22 protein-coding genes are annotated in these 23,700 nt (G+C 71.0%); 1 reads left to right on the forward strand and 21 read right to left on the reverse strand.

Annotated elements, in window-relative coordinates; all coding sequences use genetic code 11:
• Positions 1-90: 90 nt before the first annotated feature.
• The 20 genes from IEZ25_RS12320 to IEZ25_RS12415 form a co-directional block, all read right to left on the reverse strand.
• Positions 91-936, reverse strand: a complete 846-nt coding sequence (locus tag IEZ25_RS12320) for an HpcH/HpaI aldolase/citrate lyase family protein (RefSeq protein WP_191199706.1) — start codon at positions 934-936, stop codon at positions 91-93.
• Positions 933-2,408, reverse strand: a complete 1,476-nt coding sequence (locus tag IEZ25_RS12325; RefSeq protein ID WP_191199707.1) for a dihydroorotase — start codon at positions 2,406-2,408, stop codon at positions 933-935. Before IEZ25_RS12325 ends, IEZ25_RS12320 begins: the two co-directional genes overlap by 4 nt.
• Positions 2,409-2,459: 51 nt before the next feature.
• The gene (locus IEZ25_RS12330; RefSeq protein ID WP_191199708.1) at positions 2,460-3,869 is read right to left on the reverse strand and encodes an MmgE/PrpD family protein; all 1,410 of its coding nucleotides are present in this window, start codon (positions 3,867-3,869) and stop codon (positions 2,460-2,462) included.
• A complete protein-coding gene (locus IEZ25_RS12335; RefSeq protein ID WP_191199709.1) occupies positions 3,862-4,692 on the reverse strand; it encodes a cyclase family protein in 831 nt (276 codons plus the stop codon). The genes IEZ25_RS12330 and IEZ25_RS12335 overlap by 8 nt, the downstream gene beginning before the upstream one ends.
• The gene (locus tag IEZ25_RS12340; RefSeq protein WP_191199710.1) at positions 4,689-5,885 is read right to left on the reverse strand and encodes a CaiB/BaiF CoA transferase family protein; all 1,197 of its coding nucleotides are present in this window, start codon (positions 5,883-5,885) and stop codon (positions 4,689-4,691) included. Before IEZ25_RS12340 ends, IEZ25_RS12335 begins: the two co-directional genes overlap by 4 nt.
• Positions 5,882-7,174: an MFS transporter gene (locus IEZ25_RS12345; protein WP_191199711.1), complete on the reverse strand. Its 1,293-nt coding sequence runs from the start codon at positions 7,172-7,174 to the stop codon at positions 5,882-5,884. The genes IEZ25_RS12340 and IEZ25_RS12345 overlap by 4 nt, the downstream gene beginning before the upstream one ends.
• The gene (locus tag IEZ25_RS12350) at positions 7,171-7,524 is read right to left on the reverse strand and encodes a hypothetical protein (RefSeq protein WP_191199712.1); all 354 of its coding nucleotides are present in this window, start codon (positions 7,522-7,524) and stop codon (positions 7,171-7,173) included. The genes IEZ25_RS12345 and IEZ25_RS12350 overlap by 4 nt, the downstream gene beginning before the upstream one ends.
• A gap of 33 nt (positions 7,525-7,557) precedes the next feature.
• Complete coding sequence (locus IEZ25_RS22270; RefSeq protein ID WP_191199713.1) at positions 7,558-9,498, reverse strand: oxidoreductase; 1,941 nt, start codon at positions 9,496-9,498, stop codon at positions 7,558-7,560.
• Complete coding sequence (locus tag IEZ25_RS12360) at positions 9,495-9,911, reverse strand: nuclear transport factor 2 family protein (protein ID WP_191199714.1); 417 nt, start codon at positions 9,909-9,911, stop codon at positions 9,495-9,497. The genes IEZ25_RS22270 and IEZ25_RS12360 overlap by 4 nt, the downstream gene beginning before the upstream one ends.
• A complete protein-coding gene (locus IEZ25_RS12365; protein WP_191199715.1) occupies positions 9,908-10,393 on the reverse strand; it encodes a (2Fe-2S)-binding protein in 486 nt (161 codons plus the stop codon). Before IEZ25_RS12365 ends, IEZ25_RS12360 begins: the two co-directional genes overlap by 4 nt.
• Positions 10,390-11,214 (reverse strand): FAD binding domain-containing protein, encoded by an 825-nt coding sequence (locus IEZ25_RS12370; RefSeq protein WP_191199716.1) that lies wholly within the window; start codon positions 11,212-11,214, stop codon positions 10,390-10,392. The genes IEZ25_RS12365 and IEZ25_RS12370 overlap by 4 nt, the downstream gene beginning before the upstream one ends.
• On the reverse strand, positions 11,214-13,601 hold the full coding sequence (locus tag IEZ25_RS12375; RefSeq protein WP_191199717.1) for a xanthine dehydrogenase family protein molybdopterin-binding subunit: 2,388 nt from the start codon (positions 13,599-13,601) through the stop codon (positions 11,214-11,216). Before IEZ25_RS12375 ends, IEZ25_RS12370 begins: the two co-directional genes overlap by 1 nt.
• Positions 13,601-14,182 (reverse strand): ureidoglycolate lyase, encoded by a 582-nt coding sequence (locus tag IEZ25_RS12380; RefSeq protein WP_191199718.1) that lies wholly within the window; start codon positions 14,180-14,182, stop codon positions 13,601-13,603. The genes IEZ25_RS12375 and IEZ25_RS12380 overlap by 1 nt, the downstream gene beginning before the upstream one ends.
• Before the next feature lie 27 nt (positions 14,183-14,209).
• Entirely contained in the window at positions 14,210-15,607 is a 1,398-nt protein-coding gene (locus IEZ25_RS12385) for an MmgE/PrpD family protein (RefSeq protein WP_191199719.1), read from the reverse strand.
• A complete protein-coding gene (locus IEZ25_RS12390) occupies positions 15,604-16,434 on the reverse strand; it encodes an ABC transporter ATP-binding protein (RefSeq protein WP_191199720.1) in 831 nt (276 codons plus the stop codon). The genes IEZ25_RS12385 and IEZ25_RS12390 overlap by 4 nt, the downstream gene beginning before the upstream one ends.
• Before the next feature lie 31 nt (positions 16,435-16,465).
• Positions 16,466-17,239: a DUF4437 domain-containing protein gene (locus tag IEZ25_RS12395; protein ID WP_191199721.1), complete on the reverse strand. Its 774-nt coding sequence runs from the start codon at positions 17,237-17,239 to the stop codon at positions 16,466-16,468.
• Positions 17,239-18,681, reverse strand: coding sequence for an FAD-dependent oxidoreductase (locus IEZ25_RS12400; RefSeq protein ID WP_191199722.1), 1,443 nt, complete (start codon positions 18,679-18,681; stop codon positions 17,239-17,241). Before IEZ25_RS12400 ends, IEZ25_RS12395 begins: the two co-directional genes overlap by 1 nt.
• Positions 18,682-19,728, reverse strand: a complete 1,047-nt coding sequence (locus IEZ25_RS12405; RefSeq protein WP_191199723.1) for an ABC transporter substrate-binding protein — start codon at positions 19,726-19,728, stop codon at positions 18,682-18,684.
• Between the two features lie 37 nt (positions 19,729-19,765).
• Positions 19,766-20,623 (reverse strand): ABC transporter permease, encoded by an 858-nt coding sequence (locus IEZ25_RS12410; protein ID WP_224748860.1) that lies wholly within the window; start codon positions 20,621-20,623, stop codon positions 19,766-19,768.
• Positions 20,624-20,860: 237 nt separating this feature from the next.
• A complete protein-coding gene (locus IEZ25_RS12415) occupies positions 20,861-21,697 on the reverse strand; it encodes an IclR family transcriptional regulator (RefSeq protein WP_318152197.1) in 837 nt (278 codons plus the stop codon).
• 92 nt (positions 21,698-21,789) lie between these two features.
• Here IEZ25_RS12415 and IEZ25_RS12420 point away from each other — a divergent pair, with 92 nt between their 5' ends.
• Positions 21,790-22,464, forward strand: a complete 675-nt coding sequence (locus tag IEZ25_RS12420; RefSeq protein WP_191199724.1) for an SDR family NAD(P)-dependent oxidoreductase — start codon at positions 21,790-21,792, stop codon at positions 22,462-22,464.
• Between the two features lie 24 nt (positions 22,465-22,488).
• Here IEZ25_RS12420 and IEZ25_RS12425 read toward each other — a convergent pair whose 3' ends face one another.
• Positions 22,489-23,595 (reverse strand): alcohol dehydrogenase catalytic domain-containing protein, encoded by a 1,107-nt coding sequence (locus tag IEZ25_RS12425; RefSeq protein WP_191199725.1) that lies wholly within the window; start codon positions 23,593-23,595, stop codon positions 22,489-22,491.
• Positions 23,596-23,700: the final 105 nt, after the last annotated feature.

Below are 23,700 nucleotides of genomic sequence, written 5' to 3' on the forward strand. Positions count from 1 at the left end.
TGAGCGCGCCGGTCCCTGTCCGGTGACGTCGCGACGGTCCGCCGCGCCGCAGCGTCGATGTCGGATCCCGGCGCTGCGGCCGGGCGTGGGTCAGCGGGACGCGTCGTGGAGCGCGAGGACCTGCTCGGCGTTGCGCACCATCGCCCGGTCGACCATGTGGCCGCTCTCGGTCACCGCGATGCCTCGCTCGTCGTGGTCGTCGCCGAGGTGCCGCAACAGAGCCCTGGCGTGCGCGACCTCCTCCTCGCTCGGGGCGAAGCCGGCCCGGATCGTCGGGACCTGCCGGGGGTGCACCGCGGTGCGGCCCAGGAAGCCCATCCCGCGTCCCGCTCGACATGACGCGAGCAGACCCTGGTCGTCCTCAAGGTCGGTCCACGCCGACATCATCGGCGCGGGCAGGCCGGCGGCACGAGCCGCCACGACCACCCGGGAACGCGCCCAGGCCAGGCCGTCCTCGGCGGTCACGCCGAGGTCGCTGCGGAGGTCCGCCTCCCCGATCGCGAGCGCACCGACCCCCGGGGAAGCCGCGACCGTGGCTGCGGCCTCGATCCCGCGGGCTGTCTCGAGCAGGGCGTGGACCGGGAGGTCGCCGACCACCGCCGACACCGCCGCGACGTCCTCACGCGACTCGACCTTGGGCACCCGCACCGAGTGGAGTCCGCCCAGATCAGCCACCGCGGCGAGGTCCTGTGAGTGCTGGGGGGTCCCGACGGCGTTCACCCGCACCGAGATCCGTGCCCTGGATGCCTGGTCCAGCCCGTCGACCCAGGAGCGGACGGCGCGGCGCGCGTCGTCCTTCGCAGCCAGCGGGACCGCGTCCTCGAGGTCCAGGATCACCACGTCCGGGCCGACCAACGCCTTCTCGAAGAGCGCCGGCCGGTTGCCCGGGACGTAGAGCGCGACGAGGTCGGGCGCGCCGCGCGGTCGGTCGTTCACGCCTCCGCGCGACCCGTCGGACGGTGGAGGTACTGTCCTCGCGGCTCGCCGACGACCTGTCCGGCCTCGAGCACGCGCATGCCGCGCACGAAGGTGTCGGTCACCGCGGCGGTCATGTCGAAGCCCTCGAACGGCGTGTACTCCTGCGCGGAGAGGGAGTCAGCAGCACGGATCGTCCACGCGTGGTCGAGGTCGACGAGCGCGATGTCGGCGTCGTAGCCCTCCTTGATCGCACCCTTGCTGGGCAGCCCGTAGCGCTGGGCCGGGTTCCACGACGTGAGCCGGACGATCTGGTCCCACCCGAGGCCACGCTTCTGGCCCTCCGTGACGAGTGCGGGCAGCAGGTACTCCGCGCCGCCGAAGCCCGACTTCGCCAGGAACACGTCCTCACGATCCGAGCCGAACTTCTGCTCGTCGCGGCAGCACGCGTGGTCGGAGACCACCCAGTCGAGCTCGTCCGCGAGCAGGTGCTCCCACAGTGCCTCGACGTCCTCGCGCGGTCGCAGCGGCGGGTTGACCTTGCCACCGATCCCGGATGCGGTGTGGATGTCGGCGACCAGGTGGCCGATGGTCACCTCGCGGCGGAAGTCGATGTGCGGGAAGGTCTTCGCCATCAGAAGGGCCGCCTCCACCGCCTTGGCCGAGCTCAGGTGCAGCAGGTTGATCTTGGGCAGACCGGTCTCGTGGGCGAGGTAGGAGGCGATCGAGATCGCCAGGCCCTCGGAGTGCGGTGGCCGGGAGGCGGAGTACGCCTCGAGGCCGGTCAGGGTGCCTTCGTCCTCGACGAGCTGGGTGTAGGCCGCCATGATCTCGGCGGTCTCGCAGTGCAGGCTGAGCGAGATCGCCTCGGCCTTCTCGGGGTAGAGCTCGCGAGCCTTCTGGATGCCACGCATCACGAACTCGAAGTGCGCGATGTCGTAGCGCTCGCCCTCCGGGGTCATCAGGAACTTCGACTGGTCCGAGGACCGGCCGTGCAGGCCGTGGCTGCCGTAGAACATGAAGATCTTGAACGACGTCACGCCGTGCTCGTCGACGAGCGCCGGGATCTCCTCGATGTGCTCCTTGCTCATCGGAGCCAGGTGGAAGGCGTAGTCGATGAACGCCTTGCCACCCGACAGCTCGAGGACCTCGGGGAACACCTGAGCGTACGGACCTCCCTTGTTGAGGTAGTACTGCCCCGTGCGCATGTAGTTGAGGCCGGTCGTGACGCCGCCCTGTGCGGCGGCGCGGCTCTCGACATCGGTGTCCACGTCGAGCGGGTTGTAGATGCCCCAGTGCTGGTGGGCGTCCACCACGCCGGGAAAGGCGACCTTGCCGCCGCCGTCGACGACCTCCGCCGCATCTGTGGTGCCGAGTCCCTCCCCGACGGCGACGATCCGCCCGCCGACGATGCCGATGTCGGCGGGGACCGGCTCGGGAGAGTCGTGCGAGGCCACCCGGACGTTGCGGACGATCAGGTCGTAGTGCGTCATGGTCCTGCTTTCTGTGTCGAGCGGGAATTCAGTGGATCGAGCGGGGAGGACTCAGCTGCCGCCGAGCGGAGCCAGGAGAGTGCGGACGTCGTCAAGGTGATCGAGGTCGAGAACCGCGGAACGCAACGCGGCGACGTCCTCCGCCGGGATCACGGCGCCGGCGTTGTCGGCGAACTTGCTGCCCACTTCGTCGTCGGTCAACGGCCGCTCGTTGCCACCACGGTTGGTGAGGACGTCGACGGTCAGGGTGCGGCCGTCGTGCAGTCGTGCAGTCAGCACGGCGGGAAACTGGTAGGGGAAGATGCCGGTGCAGGTGTCATCAGGGACGACGCTCACCTTGGCCATCAGGTCGCGCCGGCCAGGGTCTCGCGCCAGCTCGTCGGTGTAGTCATCCAGGCCGGCGCCCAGCCCGCCACCGCCGAGCAGGCCGACCGTGACGGCGTAGGGTGCGGAGAACTGGGCCTGGTACCCCGTCTCGGGCGAGCGCTTGACCTCGATGGGCTCACCGATCGTCCGGATCACCGGCGCCGGCACACCCACGACGATCGACTCCACGTCGGCCGGCGCGACGCCCTGCCGGCGCAGCTCGGCGGCGGCGTCGACCGTGGTGTGGGTGAAGTGGTTCGCCGGGTAGGGCTTGAAGAAGATGCCCGGAACTGCCCACTCCTCCCCGAGCCCGCGCGTGACCTGCTCGCCGTCGAAGGTCCCGTGGAGGAACGCCTGGAAGAAGCCGAAACGACCTTCGAGCGCTGTCGGAGGCCCGGTGATGCCGCGGTGCACCAGGTGGGCCGCGGTTACCGCACTGTGCGCTGCCCAACCACAGTGCACGCGCTTGACGGTGCCACCCGTGCGGTTGGCCTCGATGATGCCCGACGCCATGGAGGCCGCCACGCCGAGCGAGGACTGGATACCGTCTGTGTCGAGGCCCAGCAGCATGGCTGCGGACACGGCTCCGCCGAGGGCGCCGCAGATGGAGGTGGCGTGCTGGCCGTGCTCGAAATAGGTGGAGTTGCCCGCCTCCTCGTCGTAGCCCGCCATGCCGATGCGGACGCAGGTCTCGAGTCCGACCGCGACCGCCGCCACCAGCTCAGCCCCCGAGGAGCCGGCTGCTTCGGCCGCTGCCAGGGCGGCTGGGACGACAGCCGCGCTGGGGTGCAGCACGGAGGGCAGGTGGGTGTCGTCATAGTCGAGGGAGTGCGCGAGGGTGCCGTTGACCAGTCCGGCGAGGGCGGCCGGGACCCGCTGCTGCAGCCCGATCCCGGTGGCTTCCGGACGACCGCCCTGGTCGGCGACGTAGCCGATCACAGCCTGGCTCGTGTCCAGGTCGCGGGCTCGCAGGGCCAGGCCGAGGGTGTCGAGGACCCGCATCCGGGTGCTGGAGACGACCGCGGCCGGCAGCCGGTCGGCCGTCACGTCCGCGGCGAGCTCGGCGATCGCGCGTGAGAGGGAGTGCTCAGCCACGGGCCACCACCGCGAGCGGTCGGACCGGCGAGCCGGTGGCGCCGAAGAGCTTGAGGGGCGACATGACGAAGGTGAACTCGTGCGCGCCGGCCGCGGCGAGGCCGTCGAGGTCCATCGCCTCGATGATGTAGACCCCGCGCTCGACCAGCAGCACCCGGTGTGCCGGGAGCAGACCGTGCCCGGCGCCGGGCCTGAGGCACTCGAACGCGATGGTGTCCGCACCGACGGCGTGCGGCGTGCGCTCGGCGAGCCACCGCGCACCAGCCTCGCCGACTCCGGGAACTCCGCTGTCCTTGCCCTGGTAGACGGTGCGGTCGGGGTCGTCGAAGTGCCGTCCCCAGCCGCTCCTGATGAGCAGCACGCTGTCCGCGGTGATCGCGATGCCCTGGGCCTCGACCGTCCGGTCGAGGTCGTCGGGGGTGATCTCGTAGCCAGGGGCGAGGCCCTCGGGCACGCCGAGGGCGGTGGGCACGTCGAGCAGGACTCCCGGTCGCACCACGGGCTCGATCGTGTGCACGCCATGCTCGACGAACCTGCCACCACGACCGGCCTCGACCGCGTCGACGCCACCGTGCAGGACCCCGTCCTGCGAGACGTGGGCCAGGGCGTCGACGTGCGTGCCGACGTGCGTGCCCATCGAGATCATGTCGTTGGCGGCCGAGCCTCCGTCGGCCCGCACCATGTCGCCGTGCCGACGGGGCATCGCGTGCCAGTACGCCGGGTGGTTGGGCGACTGTGGCATGCCCACCCGCAGCTCGCGGCCGAGGTCAAAGACCTCGACCCCGTCACGCACCACGCTCAGCAATGCATCGGTCGTGCTCATGCCACTACCCCCTCGGCGCGCAGCCGCGCTCGTTCGTCATCGTCGAGTCCCAGCTCGGCGAGCACGACGTCGGTGTCGGCTCCCAGCGGACGGCCGGTGAACCGGATCCGCCCGGGCGCGTGCTGTGCGCGCCACATCACGTTGTGCATCAGGAGGTCGCCGAAGTCCACGTCCTCCGCCGTGGTGAGGATCCCGGTCTCGCGGACGTGCTGGTCCTCGACGAGGTCCCGCGCGTCGTAGACGGGTGCGATCGCGGCCCCGGCCTCCTCGAAGGCGCGGGTGACCTCGTCGGCCGTGCGTGCGGCGATCCAGCCACCCACGTGGGCGTCGAGCTCGTCGGCGTGCTCGGCGCGGGTGGAGCCGGCCGCGAACCAGGTCTCGTCGACCACCTCGGGGTGCCCGACCAGGTGCATCACGCGCTCGGCGATCCGTTGCGCGCTCGTGGAGACGGCGAGCCAGCGCCCGTCCGAGGTCTGGTAGGTGTTCCGCGGCGCGTTGTTGGTGGATCGGTTGCCGTGCCGGGTGCCGACGATCCCGAGCTGGTCGTAGGTCATCGGCCCCGGTCCCACGGCCGTCATGATCGGCTCGAGGAGGTTGAGGTCGATCACCTCGCCCCGACCGCCGTTGCGCTCCCGGGCGAACAGTGCCATCGACGCCGCCGACGCGGCGGCGATCCCGGCGATGCTGTCGGCGAGGCCGAACGCTGGGAGCGTGGGCGGGCGGTCGGCGTCGCCGGTCAGGTGCGCGAAGCCGCTCATCGCCTCGGCCAGTGTGCCGAACCCGGCACGCGAGGCGTACGGCCCGGTCTGGCCGAAGCCTGTCACGCGGACGAGGACGAGGCCGGGGTTGACGGCGTGCAGCTGCTCGGGCCCGACGCCCCAGCGCTCGAGGGTGCCGGGACGGAAGTTCTCGACCATCACGTCAGCGGTCGCCGCGAGCCTGAGCAGCACTGCGGCGCCGTCGGGCGCGGAGAGCTTGAGCGCGACCGTGCGCTTGTTGCGCGAGATCTCCTTCCACCACAGTCCCTGGCCGTCCTTGGCAGCGCCGTGTCCCCGCATGCCGTCACCGGCCTCCGGGTGCTCGATCTTGACCACATCCGCCCCGTGATCGCCCAGGATCCGGCAGGCCAGGGGCCCCGCCAGGATCGTCGAGACGTCCAGGACCCGGATGCCCGCGAGAGGTCCGTCGGTCATGCGCTGCGCCACCGCCCTTCAGTTTGCGTTCCGCTGTCCGTAACGGCGGTCCGCTCAGAGGATAGTTCCGCCGAGGCGCGAGGGTCAACACCCTCCACGTCCAGCCACGCCCAGATGCCGCGGTTGACGATGGCCACCGCAGCCGCCACGGCCACGAGCCCCGCCATGCACCACCACGCGGCACGGAAGCCCGGGCCCTCGACGAGCAACCCGAAGGTGAGTGGCCCCACGATGCCCCCGACGCATCCGCCGGCCTGGACGAGCGCGGTCGCCGCCCCGGGCGCCGTGGGGTGCGACTGCACCACCGCGACCCCGATGATCCCGGTCCAGCCCCATCCGGCGGCACCTGCGAGCACCGCGCCGACGATGGTCGTCGTGTGGCCCGGCACCGCCAGGAGCAGGAACCCGGCAACGCCGCCGATGAGCAGCACTGCGCCCGTGGCACGTCCGGGTGCACGCTGACCAATCACACCGAGCGCCAGCCGTACGCCGATCGTCGCCGCACTGGTCAGCGCGAGCAACAGTCCGGCGGCCCCCGCAGAGATTCCTGTGCTCACGCCGTAGTCGACGAGGAAGGTGCTCATCGAGATGGCCGCCGCCGAGCCCAGCACGAACATCGAGGTGACGAGAAGGATCGGCAGGAGCGGACGGAGCCGGCCGTCGTAGGCGGCCGAGGCCGGTTCTGCGAGGTCCGGCACGGGCACCAAGAGGATCGAGAGGGCGAGTACCGCCGCGAGCGCGAAGACCGCGCGCCACGGCATCACGACGGCCAGGGTCGGCACGCAGAGTCCGGCCACGAGCGTGGCTGCCGGGATCGACGAGCGCTCGACCGCGAACGCCATCGAGCGGCGGGCCGTCGGCACGACGCGGCTGATGACCATCCCGCCGACCGGCGCGGCCACCATCGAGGCCACCCCGCCGAGGACCATGGCGACGAGCAGGCCGGGATAGGACCCGCCGAGCACCGCGACCGCCATCAGGCACGTCGCCGCGGCGACGACCGACACGCGCACGGACCGGCGTGGGCCCATCCGGTCGACGAGGCGGCCACCACCGGCGACGAGCAGGACCGCGGACGTGCCGAAGAACACGGAGACGAGCGACCCCAGCTGGGTGGGACCCAGGTCGAGGTCCCGGCGCACCTGCGGGCCGAGTGCGCCGACGAGATAGAGCGGAAACATGTACGCCGCGCCGACGAGGACGGCGATGGTGACGACGCGCCCCACCGGGGCCGACTCGTGGTCGAGCGCGGGCAGCCCCGGCCGGGACGCACCCGGCCCGCTCGTCACCCCCAGATCTCGTCGGCGTAGGTGATGTTGACGTCGGTGCGCCAGCCGGTCTCGAGGTCCTGGCCCCACTTGGCCCGCCATCCTGCGGCGTGCTCGAGCACCGCCGGGTCGCCGTGGTGCAGCTTGCCATCAGCGTGGAAGGCGTCGAGGTCGTCGACGAACATCAGGTCGAAGTGCTTGAACCACTCCTCGCCCCGGGCGTTCTGCCGCACGACGTAGTTGGCGTAGTTCTGGATCCCCGGGTTCTGCCGGAAGATCGGGTAGTCGACCGTGCGGGTGTACTCGGCGTACTCCTCGAGCGGCACTCCCGGCTTGATGTTGTAGGTCAGCAGGACGAGCTTGCGGGCCATGGAAATCCTCTTCTCAGTGGGGTGCGGATCGACTCAGAGCGCGCGGCCGAGAGCATGTCCCTCGGCCATCGCCTCGAGCAGGGTGCGGGGTGCGACGACGTCGCCCACCGGGTGCAGCTCGAGGCCGGCGGCGTACAGCGGCTCGACGAGCTCCTCCCGAGGCACGGGCGGGTCGAGGGCGACCACGTGGGTCACGCGGTCGAGGTCGGTGGCACCGTCGTGCAGTCCGGAGCTGATGGTGGCCGTCCCGCCGGCCAGCTCGGCACGCGACGCCGCCCAGAGCTGCACCCCGAGGTCGCGGAGCCGCTCGACGTAGGTCATCCGGCTGTACTCGCTCACTCCCGACAGTGGCGTGCCTGCCGCGGTGACGAGGTGCACGGTCGCGCCACGACGCGCTGCGGTCTCGGCCACGGAGGCGGCGACCCAGCCGTTGTCCTCGTCGAGGATGAGCACGGTCTGGTCCGTCCAGGACTCGCGGCAGAGGACGTCGGAGCCGGTGATGGCCGGCCCCCAGCCGGGGACGCGGCGGGCGACGTGCGTGGCTCCCGTGGCCAGCACGACCGCGTCGGCGCCGTGCGCAACCACGTCGGCCGCGGTGGGCTCGACATCGGCGCGCACCGGCACGCCGAGGTCCGCGAGACGGCCCTCGAGGTGAGCGCGGAGTCGGTCGAGGTCGGCCCGACCGGCGCCGCGGCGGCCGACCCGGAGCTGGCCACCGGGCTCGGGAGCGCTCTCCCACACCTCGACGTCGTGCCCTCGCTCGGCAGCGACACGTGCGGTCTCCATGCCGGCGGTGCCGCCGCCGAGGACGAGGAGCCGACGACGGCGACCGGCCTGCGGGGCGGGCTCGGGCCACTCCTCCTCGCGCCCGACCGTCGGGTTCATCATGCAGGTCATCGGACGGTGCCCGGCGATCTCACCGATGCAGAAGTTGCAGGAGACGCACGGCCGGATGGTGCCCTCGGCGCCCGCGTCCGCCTTGCGCAGCAGGTGCGGGTCGGCGATGTGCGCTCGCGTCATGGCTACCGCGGTGAGCAGTCCGGTCGCCAGGCCACGCTCGGCGTCGTCGAGGTCGAGGAACCGGCACGCCGCCAGCACCGGAACCCGCTCGCACTCCTGCGCCACTGCCAGCGCGTCGTCGAGGTAGGGCGTGTGCCCCTCGCTCATGTCGGCGACGTGGTGGCCGATGGAGGGGACGGTGTAGGAGGCCAGGGAGACGTTGAGAAAGCCGATCGGGCGAGTGGTGTCGAGCAGGTGGGCGATCCGGCGTCCCGCCTCGAGGTCCTGTCCGCCGGTGACCAGCTCGTCGGCCGACATCCGAACCCCGACCACGACCTGGTCGCCGACCGCGTCGAGCACCGCGTCGAGCACCTCGAGGGGAAAGCGGAGCCGCGCCTCCTCGCTCCCGCCGTATGCGTCGGTGCGGGTGTTGGACGCGGGAGAGATGAACTGGTGCAGGAGGTGGCCGTGGCCGAAGTGCACCTCGACACCCTGGAAGCCGGCACGAACGGCGAGGCGGACCGCAGCGACGTAGGCCTCGACGATCTCGGTCATGTCACGACGGGTCATCGCGTGCGGGACCCCGCCGGATGAGCTCCATCGCGTGCTCGTCGGCCCCCAGGCCGCCGTTCGCCGGAACACGTTCTCGCTGTGCCGCCCGGCGTGCGTCACCTGGGTGAAGATCGCCGCTCCCTCGTCGCGGACCGCGGTCACGATGCGCTCCAGGCCGGGCAGGGCCTCGGGCACCGCGGCCAGGCCACCGGCCCGACCGAGGCTCGTCGGGTGGACGCGCAGCGGCTCGGTCACGATCAGACCGACGCCCCCACGTGCCCGCTCACGGTGGTAGGCCACGTGGCGATCGGTGGGCAGGAAGTCCTGGCCGAAGTTGGTCGTATGGGCTGAGACGAAGACCCGGTTGCGCAGGCGGACCGATCCGAGGTCGACCGGCGAGAACACGCGCTCGTGCCGGGTCACGCCCGCCACTCCTGGGCGAGCTCATCGTGCGTACGGGCGTCGAGCACCCCGGACTCGGCCAGGTCGTTCCAGACCCATTGCTCCACGATCAACCCGTCGCGCAGGCGGAACCTGTCGACGTAGCGCACCCCGTCGAAGACGACGCCATGCAGGTTCTCTCCGTGCAGGCGCCCGATCGACCACACCAGGCTCCCGTCCTCGGTGGCCTCGTAGACGTCGCGGTGCTTGTCGACGCGGCGGTAGCGCGAGCGGGAACCGGCGGCGAGCTCGGCCAACGAGCGATAGCGCCGACCACCGGGAAAGACGAGCTCGGCGTCGTCGGCCAGGCTGGCCTGGGCCACGCTGTGGCGCCCAGCGCCGATGTCGGCGAGGAACGCCTCGACGAGGGCGATGGACCTCTGGGACGCGCTCATCCTGCCCCCCTCTCAGCACGGGCCTCGCGCACGACCCGGCGCACCGCGGCGACGATGGTGTTGTAGCCGGTGCACCGGCACAGGTTGCCGTTGATGGCCCGGAGGATCTCGCCCTCGTCCGCGTCGGGCTGCTGCTCGACCAGCTCCTTCGCCGTCAGCAGCATGCCCGGGAGACAGAAGCCGCACTGGAAGGCGAACTCGTCCCAGAAGACCTCCTGGACCGGGTGGAGCTCGTCGCCGTCGGCGATCGACTCGACGGTCTCGACCTCGGTGCCCTCGGCCGACAGGGCGAGCACCGAGCAGGACTTGGTGGTCTCGCCGTCGACCATCACCGTGCACGCCCCGCAGTCGCCGGTCAGGCAGCCGACGTGGGTGCCGGTCAGTCCGACCTGCTCGCGGATCGCGTGGACCAGCAGGGTCTGCGTCTCGACCTCGACGCAGCGGGGCACCCCGTTGACGGTGAGCCTGAGTGGGCAGCTCATGCGGATTCCTCTCCCGAGTAGGCCTGCAGGGCATCGGCCACGGCGCGGGCGACGATGGCGGGGGCGATGCGGGCCTTGTAGGCCCCGGGGGCCAGGACGTCGTCGAACGGCCCGCCCACGTCGGAGAGCGCACGGGCGACCTCGTGGCGCACGTGGTCTCGCCACGCCGGATCAGCGGTCCCGACCGAAGGCCGGTCGAGGTCGAGGAGCAGCGGGACGGCTGCAGCACCCCCCACCGCCACGCGCAGTCGCTCCCCCGCCACGCAGGCGGCCGTGACGATCGGCCACGACCCCTCGGCGAGCTTGAACTTGTGGTAGCCGAACGGCAATTCGACGGCTGGCACGCGCATCGTCGCGAGCAGCTCGTCGGGACGTCGTAGGGTCTCGAAGGCGTCGCGGAAGAAGTCGCGTGCGGCGACCTCGCGTGACCCCTGCGCCCCGACCAGGAGCAGCCTCGCGCGGAGCGCCACGAGGACCGCCGGGATGTCGGAGCCGGGATTGGCGTAGCAGGCGGATCCGCCCACGGTGCCGCGGTGGCGGATCTGTGGACCGCCGGTGATGCCGTGCGCGACGCGAGCCAGCAGCGGCACCAACGACCTCTCCAGCACGGCGTAGCTCGTCATCGCGCCGACGGTCCACCCGGTGCCGTCGGCCTCGATGCCACCCAGCCCGGCGCGGCATAGATCCACCACGGCGGCCGGCCGGGTCCGGCCGTGGGTCATGTCGGGAACGACCATGGTGCCGCCGCCGACCACCGTCGCGTCGCCGTCGGCGAGGGCGGCGACAGCCTCGTCGAGCGACTCGGGTCGGGCGTACCTCATCATCGCGCTCCTCCATCGCTCGCTGCCATGGCGGCGTCCATCAGGTCCAGCACGGCGGGCGGGTTGAGCGGAACCCGGTCGACCGTGACGCCGTACGACGCCAGCGCGTCCTCGACGGCGTTCGCCACCGAGGCCTGTGCACCGCCCACACCTGCCTCGCCGGCACCCTTGTTGCCGTGCATGGTGAAGGGGCTCGGTGTCACTTGGTGCAGCATCCGCAGGAGCGGGACGTCCCCTGCGCGCGGGAGCAGGTAGCTCTTGAACCGGTTCGAGGCCAGACTGCCGTCCTGGGCGAACCGAAGCTGCTCCGACAGCGCGCTGCCGAGGCCCATCGTCACGGCACCACGAGCCTGACCCTCGACCAGGGCAGGGTTGATCATCGTGCCGCAGTCGTGCGCCATGACGTAGTCGAGCAGCGTCACCTTTCCGGTCTCCGGATCGACGTCCACGACGGCTGCGTGCAGGCTCGAGGAGTACGTCGGGTAGGGCTGGATGCGACCGAGCTCGTCAGGGACGTGATTGATGTTGCCGGGCTTGTAGGCGCGGGTGGACTCGAGCACCGGCTCGATGTCACCGATGGCGAAGGCCCGCGTGAGAAGGCCCCGCGCGACGTCGGGCACGGCCATCGACGTCCCGCCAGCGGAGACGACCCCGTCACCGATCGTGACCTCGTCGCCCTCGCCCAGCCCCATCAGTCGGCGGGCGGCGTCGACGAGCTTGTCGCGCACGTCGCGGGCGGCCAGGGTGGCGGATCCGCCGCCGACGACCATGCTCCGCCCGCTGAAGTTGCCGAACCCGTTGGGGCAACGGTCGGTGTCGCCCTGGACGAGCTCCACCCAGTCGATCGGGATCCCTATCTCGTCGGACACGATCTGCGCGAGACCGGTGTCGTTGCCCCCTCCGGGAGAGGTCACGCCGGTGAGCACGGTGACCGATCCGGTCACGCTCATCCGAACGGTGGTGGTGTCGAAACCTGAGACGAAGGTGCCCGGACTGTCGGACGACTCGGGGGTGAGCTCGAAACCGAGGCCGATCCCGAGGCAGCGGCCCTCGGCTCGCGCGGCCTGCTGGCGCTCACGCAGCGCGGGATAGTCGACGGCGTCGAGCACCTTGTCCAGCAGGCCGTGGAAGTCTCCGCTGTCGATGTTGAGACCGGTGCTCGTCCGGTAGGGGAACTCGTCCGTCGGGATGAAGTTGATCCGGCGCACGTCGGCCGGATCGAGGTCGAGCTCGCGCGCCACCAGGTCGACCGCCCGCTCCATCACGAAGTGGGCGGCGTCCTTGCCGAACCCCCGAGCCGCGTTGAGCGGGGGCTTGTTCGTGCAGACGATGTCGAGCTCGATGCGACAGTCCTGCACGGCGTAACCCGACGGCTGGGTGGTGGCAGACATGTTGGGCATCGCCCATCCGGCCTGCGCGGTCAGTGCTCCGACATCGGCGGTGATCTCGTTGACCAGCCCGAGGATCCTCCCGTCGCGGCGGGCTCCGACGCGGAACCGGTGCACCTGCTCGCGGGCTCCGGCCATCAGCGTCTCGCGACGGTCCTCGATCCACTTGACCGGACGACCGGTGAGGATGGAGAGCAGGGCGATCAGCGTCTCCTCGGGGTGGCCCTGCATCTTGAGGCCGAAGGATCCGCCGACCTTGGCCGTGACGATCCGGATCCGGCTCTCGTCGATGCCGAGGCTGACCGACAGCATCCAGCGCATCTGGTGGGGGTTCTGGCACGACGCATGGACCGTCAGCCGGTCGTCCGCCCACGAGGCGAGGTAGCCGCGCGGCTCGATCGGCGAGGTGGTCGTCCGTCCGATGTGGAGCTCGCCGGAGACGACGACGTCCGACTCGGCGAGCCGGGAGTCGGCGTCACCGGAGCCGTAGCGGTTGTGGGTGATCACGTTGCCCGGCCAGTCCTCGTAGATCCGTGGCGCGTCGGGGGCCATCGCGGCGGTCGCGTCGAGCACGTGCGGGAGGACGTCGTACTCCACCTCGACGAGCCGGGCGGCGGCCTCTGCCTGCAGGCGGGTGCCGGCGACCACCGCGGCCACCGGCTGGCCATGGTGGACGACCTTGTCGACCTGAAGACAGCGGATGTCGGTGCGGTTGCCGCCACGAGCTGCGGGATCGATGAAGTAGGGCACCGGGCCGGCGTGCTGCGCGGCCTGCTCACCGGTGAGCACCAGGACCACTCCATCGGACCCCTCGGCAGCCGCGGTGTCGATGGTGAGGATGCGCCCGTGCGCGACCGTGCTCCGGACGACGACCGCGTGCAGCAGGCCGGTCGGCGCGTAGTCGTCGAGGAAGAGCGCGCGCCCGGTCAGGAGCGTGGCGCCGTCTCGCTTCCGGGGGGACGCGCCGATCCGTCCCTCCTGCACGGGCGCGGAGGTCATCAGGGCATCGCCACCTGGAGGCGACGACCGGTGCGGAAGACCGGATTGCGCTTGTCGACGTCGAGCTTGTGCACCTCGCCGTTGTCGTCGACGGCCGACTGCAGGCCCCCGGTCACGCCAGGGGTGCTGGAGATGAGGAACTTCTGCTGGTCGACGGTCGGGAACGGTGGCTCGTGCCACGTGCCGCGGTGGATGTTCAGCACCACGTCGCCCGGGACGAGGAAGGCCCGGATCGTCGCGATGTCGGGGAAGCCGTCGACGAGCGGTGCGTCGGGTGGCGCGACGACCGAGACGAACGGGTCACCGTTGAGCGGGATGAAGGTCTGGGTCATCCCGTGGTGCCGCTCCATGTAGCGGATCTCGCCGCCCCGAAGTCCCACCCGGAACAGGATGAACTCCGGGGTCTCGTCGGCCTGGAGCACGACGGGGCCGTGGATCGCGTTGAGTCCGTTGTAGAGGTCGATAGGGAGCTGGGGCGTGGCGTCGAGAGAGATCACCTCGCCGAACGGCGCGAAGGCCTCGGCGGTGACGGGCTCGGGCACGATCGTCTCGATCGCGTGCTGGGCGGTGGTGTCGGTCATGACTCCTCCTCGGGGTCGGGGCGTGCTTCAGGACGGGGTGGAGAGCAGCCGGACCAGGTCCGTGACGCGACTGCCCGGGCGCGGCTCGAGAACGGTGCCGGCCACCTGCGCTGCCACGGGACGGCCGAGTCGCGGCACGACGTAGGCGTCGAACTTGGCGACCAGCTGCTCACGGGTCAGGGGGGCGCGGCTGTCGCCGGCCGGGACGTCGACCTGGCGGGTGTGGGTGGTCCCGTCGTCGAGGGTCAGCGTGACGCGGGTCGCGGTGAACTCGGGATAGCGCGCCTCGAGGTCGTCCGCGCGCCTCATCCGCACCCGGTCGGCCAGGGACAGGACGGCCGGGTCGTTGATCCGGTCAGCGGCGTACTGGGCGCCGGACACCTCGCGGTCGACGAGGGCAGCACCCACGACATAGGGGAGGCTCAGCGTGCAGGCCACGGTGGTGGGGTCGGGGCCGACACCACGGTCGACGAGCAGCATGGCGATGTCGTAGGTCTCGACGTCGACCTCGCGGACCCGGGTCGGGTCGAGGTCGTGCTCGATCGCGAGCTCGAGCGCTGCCTGTCCGGCTCCGTGGGTGTGGCGGCAGCCGGCGAACCGCTTCTGGTGGACGTCGAGGATGGTCCACTCATCGATGAGCGCGACGTTGTCGACCTCACCCCCGGTGAGTGCGGCGACGAGCCCGCGCGGGTGCTCGACCACCTCGCGCCAGCCGGTGAGGCCGGCCGCGGCGTGCAGGGCGCCTTCCACGCCGGCACGGGCCAGCTGTCCGGCGAAGGCGGGCTTGGCCGACGGTCCGGCGAAGATGGACTCGATGAGCACCGCTGGCGCGAAGAACGCGGTCGCGCCCACGGCGTCGGCGATCCCCGTGGCGTCGAGTCCGAGCAGCTTCGCGCACCCCGCGGCCGCGCCGAAAGCCGCGGCGGTCGGGAACCACCCGGCCTGCGTGGCCTGCGGATGGGCCGCTCGCCCGATGCGGTTGGCGACCTCGTAGGCCGCGACGGTCGCGGTCAGCAAGTCGGCGAGGCCGGCCTGTTGCTGCTCGGCGACCGCGAACAGCGCCGGCAGGGTGTGCGACGGGTGGAAACCGCCAAAACGGTAGCCGTCCTGGTGCTCGAAGATGTCTGCCGCGGCCCCGGTGGCGTACGCCGCGTCGACGACCGAGGTGCGCCAGTCCCGGCCGAGCACGGTGGCCTGTGGCGCCGACCCACGACTCCGCACCAGCTCGGCGATGACGCCGGCCTCCGGTGTGCCGGACCCACCGACGGACGCGCCGAGGAAGTCCAGCACCAGAGCGGAGGCCTTCGCGACCACCTCGGCGGGCAGGTCCTCGAAGCGCAGTCCGGCGGTGAGCCCGGCGAGCGCCGCGGTCGGGGGAACGGCGGCGGGAGGGGCGCCCGGAGACGCGTCGACGGGTGTGGTCACTCGTGGCCGCCGAGCTGCTCGCGCAACCGCTCGACGCTCTCGCCGAACCCTGCGTCGTTCTGCACCAGGAGGTCACGCGGGCGGGCGAACTCGACGTCGACGACGTCCTTGACCCGGCCCGGACGTGAGGACAGCAGGACCACACGGTCGGCGAGGAACACGGCCTCGGAGATCGAGTGCGTCACCAGGACGATCGTCTTGCCGGTCTCGAGCCAGAGCTCCTGCAGCAACAGGTTCATCTGGTCGCGGGTCATGGCGTCGAGGGCACCGAACGGCTCGTCCATCAGCAGGATGGACGGCTCGTGGATCAGCGCCCGGGCGATCGCGACGCGCTGCTGCATCCCGCCGGAGAGCTGCTTGGGGTAGTGGTCGAGGAAGTCCTCGAGGCCCACGGCGCGGGCCAGCTCGACGGCACGCTCCTTGCGCTCGGCGCGGGACACGCCCTTGGTCTCCAGCGGCAGCGCGATGTTGCGCCACACCTTGCGCCACGGCAGCAGGTTCGGCGCCTGGAAGACGAAGCCCAGCGAGTCGAGAGCGTCGTGCGACGGCTTGCTGTCGCCCTCGGCGAACAGCTTGCGCTCGCCGATCGAGATGCTGCCCTCGGTCGGGGTGACCAGGCCGGCCAGCATCCGCAGCAGCGTGGTCTTGCCACACCCCGACGGGCCCAGCAGGACCACGAACTCACCGGGCTTGACCTCGAGGTCGGTCGGTGTGAGCGCGCGCACGGGCCCGGCCGCGGCGGCGTACTCCTTGCCGACACCGCGGATCGAGATCGCCGCGCCCGAGCCGCCCTGGCGGGGCGCGGGTCCGGTGGTGGCGTCGCTCATCGTGGTCTCCCTGGGGGGTTGGGTCGCGGCGTCAGTCGACATACGCGTGCCGGGCCAGCTCGTCCCACGCGCCACCGGGCCCGGGGTCGCGGTAGGTGGTCGTGGTCGCCGCGTCGGAGCGGATGAAGGACATCGTCCCTCCGCGGGAGTAGAGCGGCCCGTGGAAGACGTCGGGCGAGCGGAAGAAGTAGGAGCCCTCGCGCATCACGCCACGCGAGCCCATCAGGACGTCGCCGTAGATCTTGAACGACTCCTCGTAGACCGGGTGCGACTCCTCCTGCTCAGAGCGCCAGCCGGGCATCATTGCTGCGAGGTAGATGAAGGCGCGGTCGTCGCGGCGCAGCATCTTGAGCATCGCGCCCGGGTCCAGCTGCACCTCTCCGCTCCAGGTGGCGGGCTCCCACTTCAGTGACTCGGTGCGGGTCACCGTCAACCCACCGCCGTCGCCGTCGGCGTCCTCCGAGAAGGCCGGAGGCCCCCAGAAGCCGCAGTACAGCACCAGGCCGCGCACACCCGGCTGGATCTCCAGGCGGGTGCCCGCGTCGACGTGCAGGTAGTAGTTCACGTCGACGGGCGTGCCGTTGACCGTCCCTCCACCGCCGATCACGTAGAGGTCGGCCTCCGCTGCGAGCACGCCGACCTGCCGGTCGACGATCCGCTGCACGGCGGTCTCGGCGCCGTCGGCCGCATCCCTGCTCAGCAAGCGCTTGCGACCGCCGCCGGCCAGGCCGAACTCGCCCTCGCCTGGCTGCAGCCACGGCAGCTCGCTGGTGTCGATGAAGTCAACATCAGGTCGTTCCCACATCAGGTGGTTCCCTTCTCGACCCCGGCGACGCGTCGGGCGATCAGTCGCCCGAAGGACAGCGCAGGGGTCACGCTCATGCCGCTGACGAAGGACTTGCCCGACAGCGTGCTGCCGCCGAGCACCTCCCCAGCGGCGTACAGGTTGGACAGCGGACCACGCGCCCCGACGACTCGCAGCTGGTCGTCGACGACCAGCCCGGCAGGGCTCTTGAGCGTGGTCCCGTGGTTGCGCACCGCGTAGTAGGGCGGCTGGGCGATCGGCAACGGCAGGTGGGTACGACCCCAAGCGTCCGCACCGGACTCGACGCCGGAGTTATAGGCCGCCACCGTCGCGGCGAGCCCGTCGGGGTCGATGCCGGCGAGGTCCGCGAGACCCTCGACGGTGTCGGCCGTGCAGAACGAGGGGTGGTCCTCGAACATCTCGACGAGGTGGTCCTCGTCGTAGGACGGCAGCAGCGGCGGGGCCTTGACCCGGGCCGCCTGGTCGTAGACGACCCAGAACTCGAGACCGGGCTGGTCGAGCAGGGCGGTCTCGCGCACGTCGACGCTGGCGGAGTCCTCCGCCACGAACCGCTGGCCCCGACGGTTGACATGGATCTCCCACGGCTGGCGCGACTGCGGCGTCAGCTGCGGGAAGTCGTCGAGGGGAATGGTCGTGGACTCGCTGTCACGCAGGAGCACACCTCCGTACGTCGGCAGGAACAGGTCGCCGCCACGCGTCGAGGCACCGACGGCCAGGGCCGCGCTGATCCCCGAGCCGGTGGAGGTGGGCGCACCGGGACCGACCAACGGAGCCCCCTCGGTCAGCTCAGGGAAGAGCGTCGCGTTGCCGGCGTAGCCACCGGTCGTCAGCAGCACGTGGTCGGCGCGGACCTCGCGTCGCCGTCCGGCCGCATCCACGACGGCGATGCCGGCGACGCGGTCGGCTCCGTCGACCAACAGCTCGGTCATGGTGGTGCTGAGGTGTGCCGTGAGCGCACCGACGTCCCGCGCCTGGTCGAACCGGGGCACCAGCACCTCCAGCACGGAACGTCCACCGCGACGGCCCCAGTAGGTCCGCGGGAGGGAGTAGGGCTCGTGGAAGTACAGAATCGCCGGTGCGTCCGGGTCCATGTCGAATCCCGCTGACATCAGCCAGTCGATGGTGACCGGGGCGTGGTCGACCGCGAGCCGCACCAGCTTCGGGTCGGCGGTCTGCTTGCTGATCCGCATCACGTCGTCGAAGTGCAGGTCGGGGTTGTCCTCGATGCCGCGGGAACGCTGAAGCTCGGTGCCACCCGCCGACATCTGTGCCCACGATCGCCACAACGTGCCGCCGACCTGGTCGGCCTGCTCGACGACCGTGACCGTCAGGCCCCTCGCTGCCGCCTCCACGGCGGCAGCGAGGCCGGCGGTGCCGGCACCGACGACGAGCAGGTCGACCGTGCTCTCTGCGGTGACCACTCAGATCGCGTCCACGAACTCGCTGGTGACGAAGTCGGAGACCGGGCGGTTCTTGTCCTTCATGATCCCGGACTTGCGCATCAGCTCGACGCCGGACTCCCAGGCGTCCATGTCGATGCTGAGGTAACCACCACTGGCCGGCTTGCAGATCACCGGCTGGGCCTCGATCTTCAGCTTGGCGAGCTCCTCGTCCTGCACCTCGACCTTGTTGTAGGCGGCCATCGCGCTGATGACCTTGTCGAGGTTGGCGGGGTCCTCGACGAACTCGTAGCCCTTGCGCGAGGCCCGCAGGAAGCCGGTGATCGCCTCGGCCTGCGGACCGACGTCCTCGGTCTTGACGAGGTAGGAGTCGCCGGGCATCTTCGCGAACTCGTCGGTGTTCAGGTAGTTCAGCTCGATGCCGCGCTGCTTGAAGGCAGCCTCCGAGCCGAGATAGGTGATGAAGCCGTCGACCTCGCCGCGGTTGAGGAACTCCAGGGAGCCGACGTCGGCACCGGTGACGACCTTCCTGACCTTCGTCGGGTCGAGGCCCTGCGCCACCGACATGGCGTCGAGCAGCAGCTCGGTCGTGCCGCCCTTGGAGATGACGCCGATCGTCTTGCCCTGCCACTCCTCGGGGGTCGTCAGCGGGTTGGCCGGGTCGGACGCGAGGCTGTACTGGGACTTGTGGTCGCCCTGCCCGACGGTGATGATCTGCGCGTTGCCGTCGGCGATCAGCGGACACGTGATGACGGACGCCGCCTTGCCGAAGAGGCCCTGCCCGGCCGCGACCTGCGAGATGGAGGCGGCCGTGCCGCTGCCACCCACCACGTCGATCCGCAGGCCCTCCTCGGCGAAGTAGCCCTCCTGGATCCCGACGTAGATGTCGGCGTAGTTGAGGATGTGCTGGAACGGCGTGACGAAGACGGCGTCCGTGGCGTTCGGTCCGGCGGACGACTGGTCGGCGCTGTTGTTGCCGGTCGACGGCGCGCAGCCCATGAGGAAGGTGCCGCTGGCCGAGGTGACGGCCACGAGGCCGGTGGCGCGGAGGAAGGAACGACGATCCATCGGTGGAGCTCCTTGGTTTCGGGAGGAGGGATGAGTCTCAGAGGGAGGTGGCACGCCCCGACGACTCGTGCCACGGGATGGCGAAGCGCCTGATGGCGGCGACGACGGCGTACAGCAGGAAGCCGAGGACGGTCATCACGATGACCACGGCGAAGAGCTGGTCGGTGCGCAGCGAGGCGAGCATGACCGTGGCGAGGGCACCGAGCCCGTCGTCACCACCGAGGTACTCACCGACGATGGCACCCGTGATCGCGAAGACGATGCCGAGCTCGATGCCCGTGAGGATGGCGGGCATGGCAGACGGGACGTCGAGCGAGAGGACGCGCTTCCACCAGGGAGCCTGGATGACGCGCATCAGGTCCCGGTGGCCCGGCTCGACGGAGCGGATGCCGAGGATCGTGTTCTGCATCATCACGAAGAAGCTGATGATCGCGGCCATGAAGATCTTCGGCTCCAGACCGAAGCCGAACCAGAGCAGCAGGATCGGCACGATCGCGACCTTGGGCACGACCTGGGTCGCGACGAGGAACGGCGAGAGGATCCGCTCCAGCAGGCGGACCTTGCCGAGCAGGATGCCGAGCCCGATGCCGACGACGGCAGCGATCGAGAATCCGACGATCGTCTCGTAAAGGGTCACGTAGGTGGCCTCGTAGAGCATCGACTGACCCATGAGGTCGACCAGGGTGGCGCCGACCTGCTCGGGCGGGGGAACGACCAGCTCGCTCACCTCGAAGACGACGGTGTAGGCCTTCCAGGCTCCCAGGAACGCAGCGAGCAGGAGCGGCGTGGTGACCCAGAGCAACCACGCGGGGCCATCGCCGCGGCCCGGCTTGGTGCGGGCGCGTGAGGCGCTCTCGCTCGTCGGTGCCTTGGACGTGTCGGCCAGTGTCGCCATGCGGGGCCTCCCAGGGAGTGGATCCGGGCTGTAACGGTCAGCGGAACGCCGTACCGGATACAGGTACCGTAGAAGTGATCCAGCACACGGGTCAAGAGGTGTCGCCAAACTCCTCGTAGTCGTAACGCGGCCGTAACGAGGCGCGGAACAGCGAGTCGAGCGCGGTGGATCCACGGGTCACCCGGGCGCGGCGAGGGGCTGCGAGCACGGCCATCGGACCAGCCGGTCGGGGAACGCTCAGCTGGCGGCGGGTCGGTGACCGAGACGACGCGACACGGTGGCAGCCGTCTCCACGAGGAGTGTCCCGAACTCTTCGACCTTGTCCGGGCTGAACCGGCCCACCGGACCGCAGACCGACATAGCACCGTAGACGCCACCCGTGGCGTCGTAGATGGGCGCGGCTACCGAGCCCGCGTCGACCTGGCGCTCGCCGCGGCTGACGGCGTAGCCACGACGACGGATCGCTGCCAGCTGCTCCTCGAGCTCCTCGCGGCTGATGACCGAGCGGCCCCCGGCCAGGGCACGGTCGAGGTAGTCGTCGAGCTCCTCGCGCCGCAGGGCGGACAGGATCGCCTTCGACGACCCACCGATGTGCAGTGGGAAGAGCTGGCCGAGCGGCACCGCCATCCGGATCTCGCGGGGCGAGAGGACCTGCGAGAGATACATCCTCTGGTGGGAGTAGCGCGCAGACAGGGTGACGGTCTCACCGGTCCGCGAGACCAGGTCCTCCATGTAGGGCTGGGCGATGCTCGGCACCTCGAGGCGGGCGATCGCCGCGAGGCCGACACTCACCGCGCCGGGGCCGAGGCGGTAGCGCCGCGTGCGCTCGTCGACCGTGAAGAAGCCGCTCGCAACCAGCGTGCGGACCACGCGATGGATGACGGTCTTGCTGTAGCCCAGGCTGCGGGCGAGCTCGGAGACGCCGACATCGGGCTCGTCGGACTCCGCGACCGCGAAGATCACCTGGAGCGCGCGACTGATGCCGCTGCTCGTCTCCACCTCGTCGCCCCTGCCGGCGCCGTCGGCGGGCGCGAAGGCCCCACCGGGCATCCCTGCACTCCCCACGTCAGCCACGCGCGAGAGTCTAGGGGAACTCCGACCGACCACCCCCTCGCAGGACGGCCGCCACCAGGCGCGACGGCGCGGACGTGCTAGAACTCCCGGCCATGGACACGAGCACCGTGCGCAGGGCCCTGGTCGTCGGAGGGGCGGGAGGGATCGGAGCTGCGTGCGCAGAACGCCTGCGCGCCGACGAGTACGACATCGTGGTGCTCGACCGTGCCCTCGGCCACGACGCAGCCGACCCCCTGTCGGTGGCGGACGCCCTGTCCGACGTCGACACCTTGCACGTGGTGGTCCACGCAGCCGGGTCCGTCGGGAGCGGCGGCATTGCCGAGCTGAACCTCACCGAGTGGCGGCGTGTGCTGGACGACAACCTGACCTCGGCCGCGGTGGTGGCGCAACACGCGTTGCCGCTGATGTCGGACGGCGGATCGATGGTGCTCTTCAGCTCCGTCAACGGGCGGCACGGAGGCAACGAGCTCTCGGGCCCGGCCTACGCCGCCGCCAAGGCCGGACTGATCGGCCTCACCCGTCACCTGGCCAAGCACGAGGCTCGTCGTCGCGTCCGGGTGAACTGCGTGGCACCAGGCCCGGTCGACACCCCCATGCTCGACCGGCTGTCGACCGACGAGCTCAACGCGTTGGTCGAGAGCATGCCCCTCGGCCACCTCACCGCCCCCTCAGAGATCGCTGGCACCGTCGCGTGGCTCTGCTCCCCCGCCGCCGCCTCGGTCACCGGGACCGTCATCGACCTCAACGGCGGGCTCTGGATGGGCTGACCCGCCAGGTTTCCGCGGTGCGGCTCACCCGAACTCGATGATCTGTCGCAACGCGCGCCCGTCGGCGAGGTCGTCCATGCCCTGGTTGACCTCGGCGAGGGAGATGGTCGAGGTGATGAGCCGCTCGACGGGGAGCCGGCCGGCACGCCACAGCTCGACGAACTCCGGGATGTCGCGCGATGGCACGGCCGAGCCGAGATAGCTCCCGATGATCGACCGACCGCCCGCGACCAGGCGCAGGGGCGACACGCTCGCCATCGCGGCGGCCGGGGGGAGGCCGACGGTGACGGTGCGGCCACCCGGGCCGGTGACCGCGACGGCTGTCTCGAAGGCTCGGACGTTGCCCGCGGCCTCGACGACCACGTCTGCGGCGAGGCCGGACTCGACCGCCTCGGCCGGACCGAGCACCGAGTGGGCGCCGAGGTCGCGCGCGACCTCGAGCTTGCCGGGGTCGGCGTCGATGCCGACGACGGTCACGTCGTCGACCGACAGGGCCGTCAGGATCGCGGCCATGCCGACTCCCCCGAGCCCGACGACCGCGACGGTCTCGCCGGGTCGCGGCCTCCCCGCGTTGAGCACCGCCCCGCCTCCGGTGAGGACCGCGCAGCCCAGCACGGCAGCGACGCCCGGGGGTACGTCGTCGCCGACCGCGACCACGGAGCGCTCGTCGACCACCGCGTGGCTGGCGAACCCGGAGACGCCGAGGTGGTGGCTCACGGGAGCGCCGTCACGCGTGATGCGCGAGCCCCCGCCGATGAGGTGCCCGGCCTCGTTGGACGCGCTGCCGACCACGCACGGCCGGATGCCGTCGGTGAGGCAGCCCTCGCACTCGCCGCACCGTGGCAGGAAGGTCATCACGACGCGTTGGCCGAGCACGACCTGGGTGGCGTCTGGCCCCACGGCCTCGACCCGGCCGCAGGCCTCGTGACCCAGCAGCATCGGGACCGGTCGCGGGCGGTTGCCGTCGACGACCGACAGGTCGGAGTGGCAGATGCCGGCGGCTTCCATCCGCACGAGCACCTCCCGCCCGACGGGTGCGGCGAGGTCGACCTCGCCCACCGTGAGCGGCGTGCTGCCGGCGTACGGGCGCTCGGCGCCGAGCACCTCGAGCACGGCGGCGGTGACCTTCATCGGTAGCCTTTCATCGGTGATCTCTCGAGACTAGTCAGACGGACTGATCGACTGGCCTCCCGCGTTCACCCATCGTCAGGAGCGCCCGATGCCGCAGTCGTCCAT

The organism is Nocardioides hwasunensis, from assembly GCF_014779665.1.
Lineage (GTDB): Bacteria > Actinomycetota > Actinomycetes > Propionibacteriales > Nocardioidaceae > Nocardioides > Nocardioides hwasunensis.

Bases quoted from the DNA above. Each gene is read 5' to 3' on its own strand.
- IEZ25_RS12380 (WP_191199718.1), bottom strand. From the start codon at position 14,182: ATGACCGACACCACCGCCCAGCACGCGATCGAGACGATCGTGCCCGAG.
- IEZ25_RS12375 (WP_191199717.1), bottom strand. From the start codon at position 13,601: ATGACCTCCGCGCCCGTGCAGGAGGGACGGATCGGCGCGTCCCCCCGG.
- IEZ25_RS12395 (WP_191199721.1), bottom strand. From the start codon at position 17,239: ATGTGGGAACGACCTGATGTTGACTTCATCGACACCAGCGAGCTGCCG.
- IEZ25_RS12390 (WP_191199720.1), bottom strand. From the start codon at position 16,434: ATGAGCGACGCCACCACCGGACCCGCGCCCCGCCAGGGCGGCTCGGGC.
- IEZ25_RS12365 (WP_191199715.1), bottom strand. From the start codon at position 10,393: ATGAGCTGCCCACTCAGGCTCACCGTCAACGGGGTGCCCCGCTGCGTC.
- IEZ25_RS12405 (WP_191199723.1), bottom strand. From the start codon at position 19,728: ATGGATCGTCGTTCCTTCCTCCGCGCCACCGGCCTCGTGGCCGTCACC.
- IEZ25_RS12335 (WP_191199709.1), bottom strand. From the start codon at position 4,692: ATGAGCACGACCGATGCATTGCTGAGCGTGGTGCGTGACGGGGTCGAG.
- IEZ25_RS12360 (WP_191199714.1), bottom strand. From the start codon at position 9,911: ATGAGCGCGTCCCAGAGGTCCATCGCCCTCGTCGAGGCGTTCCTCGCC.
- IEZ25_RS12410 (WP_224748860.1), bottom strand. From the start codon at position 20,623: ATGGCGACACTGGCCGACACGTCCAAGGCACCGACGAGCGAGAGCGCC.
- IEZ25_RS12350 (WP_191199712.1), bottom strand. From the start codon at position 7,524: ATGGCCCGCAAGCTCGTCCTGCTGACCTACAACATCAAGCCGGGAGTG.
- IEZ25_RS12425 (WP_191199725.1), bottom strand. From the start codon at position 23,595: ATGAAGGTCACCGCCGCCGTGCTCGAGGTGCTCGGCGCCGAGCGCCCG.
- IEZ25_RS12340 (WP_191199710.1), bottom strand. From the start codon at position 5,885: ATGACCGACGGACCTCTCGCGGGCATCCGGGTCCTGGACGTCTCGACG.
- IEZ25_RS12420 (WP_191199724.1), top strand. From the start codon at position 21,790: ATGGACACGAGCACCGTGCGCAGGGCCCTGGTCGTCGGAGGGGCGGGA.
- IEZ25_RS12370 (WP_191199716.1), bottom strand. From the start codon at position 11,214: ATGAGGTACGCCCGACCCGAGTCGCTCGACGAGGCTGTCGCCGCCCTC.
- IEZ25_RS12325 (WP_191199707.1), bottom strand. From the start codon at position 2,408: ATGACGCACTACGACCTGATCGTCCGCAACGTCCGGGTGGCCTCGCAC.